Raw genomic sequence first — 3,811 nt, 5'->3', positions numbered from 1 at the left:
GGTAAGTCCCAAAGCTTCACGGAGGTGGTACACCAGCAACTGGCGAGGTTCAACCTCACTGGTGTATTTTTTCCCGTTAATGCTTACTGAAATTTTTACTGACATAGGTTATGGTAATTTGTGTCTTGCGAAAATGGTAATCTCAATCTACAGAAGATCCTGTCATAAGAAGAGTATCTCTTTAACAAAAAGAAGATACGAGAATTTTATTTCGTCGGGTTGTCAAATCAAGTGATTTTTTTGGGAAAATCCAAGAAAGGCGGAATATTTGGGAGTTATTTAGAATAGGTCTAAGATAGATAAAGTATTACGCAGTTATTTAAATTTTAGCCTGAAAACCATCCACCAAATCAGTATAATTCTTTGCCACATTTTGAACCTGTTCCTCCGTCCAACCCAGTTCCTGGCCCAGCAATTGTGCAACCAGCGGAGTCACTTCCTTCGTTGCTGCCCAATCCAATACTTCCAGCCGCAGGCGACGAGCCAGCACATCCCGGGGTTGTACCGCCATTTCGGCGCGGGCCTGGTAGATTACTTCTGCCTGGATAAAAGGATAAGCGGGGTGTAAGCGGCTACGCCACTCTGCATTTTCATTCAACAATTCCAGGACCTGGCTGGCGCGGCTGCCATATTTGAGGGAAAGGTGTTCACAAATATCGGAGTCGAGGCCAAACTGGCTGGTCCAGTTTTTCCAGGCCTGGGGATCATAGCCTTCCGCTCCGGCGAGTAGTTGTTCTGCAGTACGACAAGGTGCTTCACTGGCCAGATGTTGGCAAGCCTCGTTGATGGTATCGGCGGCCATGAGGCGGTAAGTAGTCCATTTGCCGCCCAGAAGGCTGAGTAACCCCGACTGGGCGTCCCATTCCACTTCATGGTCGCGCACCAACGCCTTGGTAGAGCGATTGGGGTCGGAAGCAATCAAGGGGCGGAGGCCCCCAAAACCAGCTTTAACCTGGTCTACACCGATGGGTTGAGCCAGGTAACGATTCAGGTTTTCGATTAAAAATTCGCTTTCCTCGCGCTCCAGAATGGGTTCTTCTTCACTTTGGTAAGGAGTATCCGTAGTACCCAGCAGGAGTTTGTTTTCCCAGGGAATGGCAAAAATGACCCGGCCATCGGTGGTTTTGGGAATCAATAGTGCGGTTGCTGCGCTGCCCAAGGTTTCGAGTGGCAAAACAGCGTGGACTCCTTTGCTGGGAATGATCCGGGCAGACAGGGCTGGATTGGCCTGTTGGCGCACAAAATCGGCGTGGGCTCCGGTGCAGTTGATGAACAAACGGGCGCGGATCGAAAATTGCTCTCCACTCAACTCATCCTGTACCTGAGCGGCAAGGAGTTTGCCCTGTTCGTCTTTTTCAAAACCGAGCAGGGGCAGGTGGTTGGCCAGAGTGGCCCCTTTTTCGGCTGCTGTTTTAGCCAGGAGCATGCAATAACGGGCATCGTCGAGTTGGCCGTCGTAGTACAACACTGCACTGTGCAATTTAGGGCTCAGGCCTTTGGCGCGTTGCAAAACTTCCTTTTTGCTGATCCAGCGGCTTTTGGGCATGCTATCACCTTTGGCAAAGGCGTCGTAAACGCGCAGGCCAATGGCGTAATAACAGCCTTCCACCCAAGAATAACAAGGGGTAAGTAGCGGCAGTGGATGCGCCAGGAAGGGGGCATTCTGGATGACGATGTGGCGCTCTTCCAGTCCGTGGCGCACTTGTTTGAGCTGGGCCAAATCAAAATTATTGACGGCTTGCTCCAGGTAGCGGACCCCGCCATGGATGAGTTTGGTCGACTTGGAAGAGGTGGCAGCGGCGAAGTCGTCTTTTTCAATCAAGGCGACTTTGAAGCCACGCAGGGCTGCATCCAGCGCACATCCAGCGCCCGAAGCGCCTGCGCCAATGATGCAGATGTCGAAAGTTTCCGTTTGGAGTTTGTGCAGATGTTGAACGCGATTCACTTGGTTCGGCAGTTTGGCCGAAGTTAGGGATTACTTTATTAATTCAGAAATTCAGGCTAATTTTGAAAAGAATTTAATGGACATTATTAAAACTGATATACCGATGGGACTTCGCGAAGCCATTTTGGAAGATGTTAGAAAACAAGGTATTGAACAAGGCATCGAGCAGGGTATTGAACAAGGTATTGAGACCAAGGAACGTGCTTTTGTCCAAACACTTTGGTCTCTTCAGGAGTTCCCCCTTGAAAAAATGGCAATTTTGGTAGGCATTACTCAAGAGCGGCTTGTCGAAATAGTACAAGCGATTTTGCAAGAAGAGGGAAAAACAGCAGCGGAAAGCCAGCAAATATTGGAAGTTTATGCTGCAAAATTTGCTGCGCTTTAGTTGTAGTATATAGTTGAAGGTTTTGAGAAAATTTTCCCAAAACCTTCAACTATCCACTTACTGCTTCAACATCTTTTGACTGTATTGCTCGCTACCTTGGGTAATCCGCAGCAGGTATTCCCCTTTGGGTTCTTTACTCAGGTCGATTTGACCATTGTACGTACCGTCAAACTTGGTGAGTGACTGTTGGTAAACCCGTTGTCCGGCCATATTGTACACTTCAATGTTGGTTGCCTTACCCTCCGCTCGAAAGCTCAGGTTGAAGAGTCCTTTACTGGGGTTGGGTGAGGCTTTGAAATCCTCTACTTTTAGCCGCGTCGTATTGGTAGGCAATTCAGTGGATTTTTTATCGTCCAATTTGAAACGAATGGGAAGGTTGAATTGGACGGCTACGGCCTGCCCACGTTGTTTTCCTGCAATCCACTTGGGCATCGCGTTGACCACGCGCAAAGCTTCTTCGTCACAGCCCGCTCCAATGCCTTTTACTACCTTGGCATTCGTGATGCTGCCGTCTTTTTCAATGACATATTGTACCACAACCATACCTTCTATGCCATTGTCCTTAGCTGTTTTTGGGTAGTTGATGTTTGTTGCTAAAAATTTGAGTAAATCGCCTTGGCCCCCAGGGTAGCTTGGCATTTGCTCTACAACCTTGAGCATTTCCTTAGGCGCCTCACCTTTTTTATCGGAAGCTCCCCCTTCCAACATAAAGCGAATCGGCAAGTTGAATTGCACATTTACGGCCTGTCCTCTTTGTACGCCGGGCTTCCATTTGGGCATGATGCTTACCACCCTCAGGGCTTCTTCATTGGCACCACCACCGATGCCTTGTACCACGTGAGGGTCTATGATTGCACCATCCTTGTCGATGATGAATTGTACCACCACCATGCCCTGGATGTTTTCTTTTTTAGCAATTTCAGGGTAACGGATATTTTGCGCTAAAAATTTAATCAATTCATCCATGCCCCCTGGATATTCGGGCATTTTTTCTACTACCTTAAATACTTCGCCGGGAATAGAGTCCTTTTTAGGCGCAAACCCCACAACAACAAACTCTTTAGTCGAATTTGCTCTATATGGATAACTCAATACTGTCAATTCTTGAAGCTGAGCAGAGTTCAATGGAAAACCTTGGACCACCCGTTCCTCAAGTACCTTCGGTGTGGTATCTCTACGAATGATTACCTCTTGGGACATGCTGCTGTAGGGTGCTTCAGCTTTTCCTTTTTCAACTACGCCGGGTGCCGTCATGGGCGGTGGCGGTGGCAGGGTGGAATTTTGCGAAGTAGTAGGCACTTGTGCCTCAATGTTGATTTGGGCAAACAAAAAGCCCAGTGCAACCAGCAGTGGCAAGCTTAGCGCATAGCGCAATTGTGCCCGGCCCTCTGTTTTTTTGCGCATCATCATGTGAATACGTTTTTTGAGTTGAGATGTAGAAAAATGGTTTACGAGGGCAATCGAAGGTCCGGACAAGGATT

At 48.3% G+C, this 3,811-nt stretch carries 3 protein-coding genes; 1 reads left to right on the top strand and 2 read right to left on the bottom strand.

Annotated elements, in window-relative coordinates; translation table 11 throughout:
- Positions 1-319 precede the first annotated feature (319 nt).
- Complete coding sequence (locus SFV55_RS28835; protein ID WP_320033064.1) at positions 320-1,945, bottom strand: glycerol-3-phosphate dehydrogenase/oxidase; 1,626 nt, start codon at positions 1,943-1,945, stop codon at positions 320-322.
- 76 nt (positions 1,946-2,021) lie between these two features.
- On the opposite strand from SFV55_RS28835, the gene SFV55_RS28830 reads away from it, so the two are divergent.
- Positions 2,022-2,330 (top strand): hypothetical protein, encoded by a 309-nt coding sequence (locus SFV55_RS28830; protein WP_320033063.1) that lies wholly within the window; start codon positions 2,022-2,024, stop codon positions 2,328-2,330.
- 57 nt (positions 2,331-2,387) lie between these two features.
- Here the strand turns inward: SFV55_RS28830 and SFV55_RS28825 are convergent.
- A partial coding sequence (locus SFV55_RS28825) for a TonB family protein (protein ID WP_320033062.1) occupies positions 2,388-3,811 on the bottom strand: 1,424 nt, incomplete at its 5' end.

This window comes from Haliscomenobacter sp., from assembly GCF_033763495.1.
Taxonomy (GTDB): domain Bacteria; phylum Bacteroidota; class Bacteroidia; order Chitinophagales; family Saprospiraceae; genus Haliscomenobacter.
Note: the sequence above shows the minus strand (reverse complement) of the source record. Positions and strands in the feature narration are given on the sequence as shown.

What these genes read in the sequence shown, in the direction of transcription:
- SFV55_RS28830 (WP_320033063.1), top strand. Translation starts at nt 2,022, where the DNA reads ATGGACATTATTAAAACTGATATACCGATGGGACTTCGCGAAGCCATT.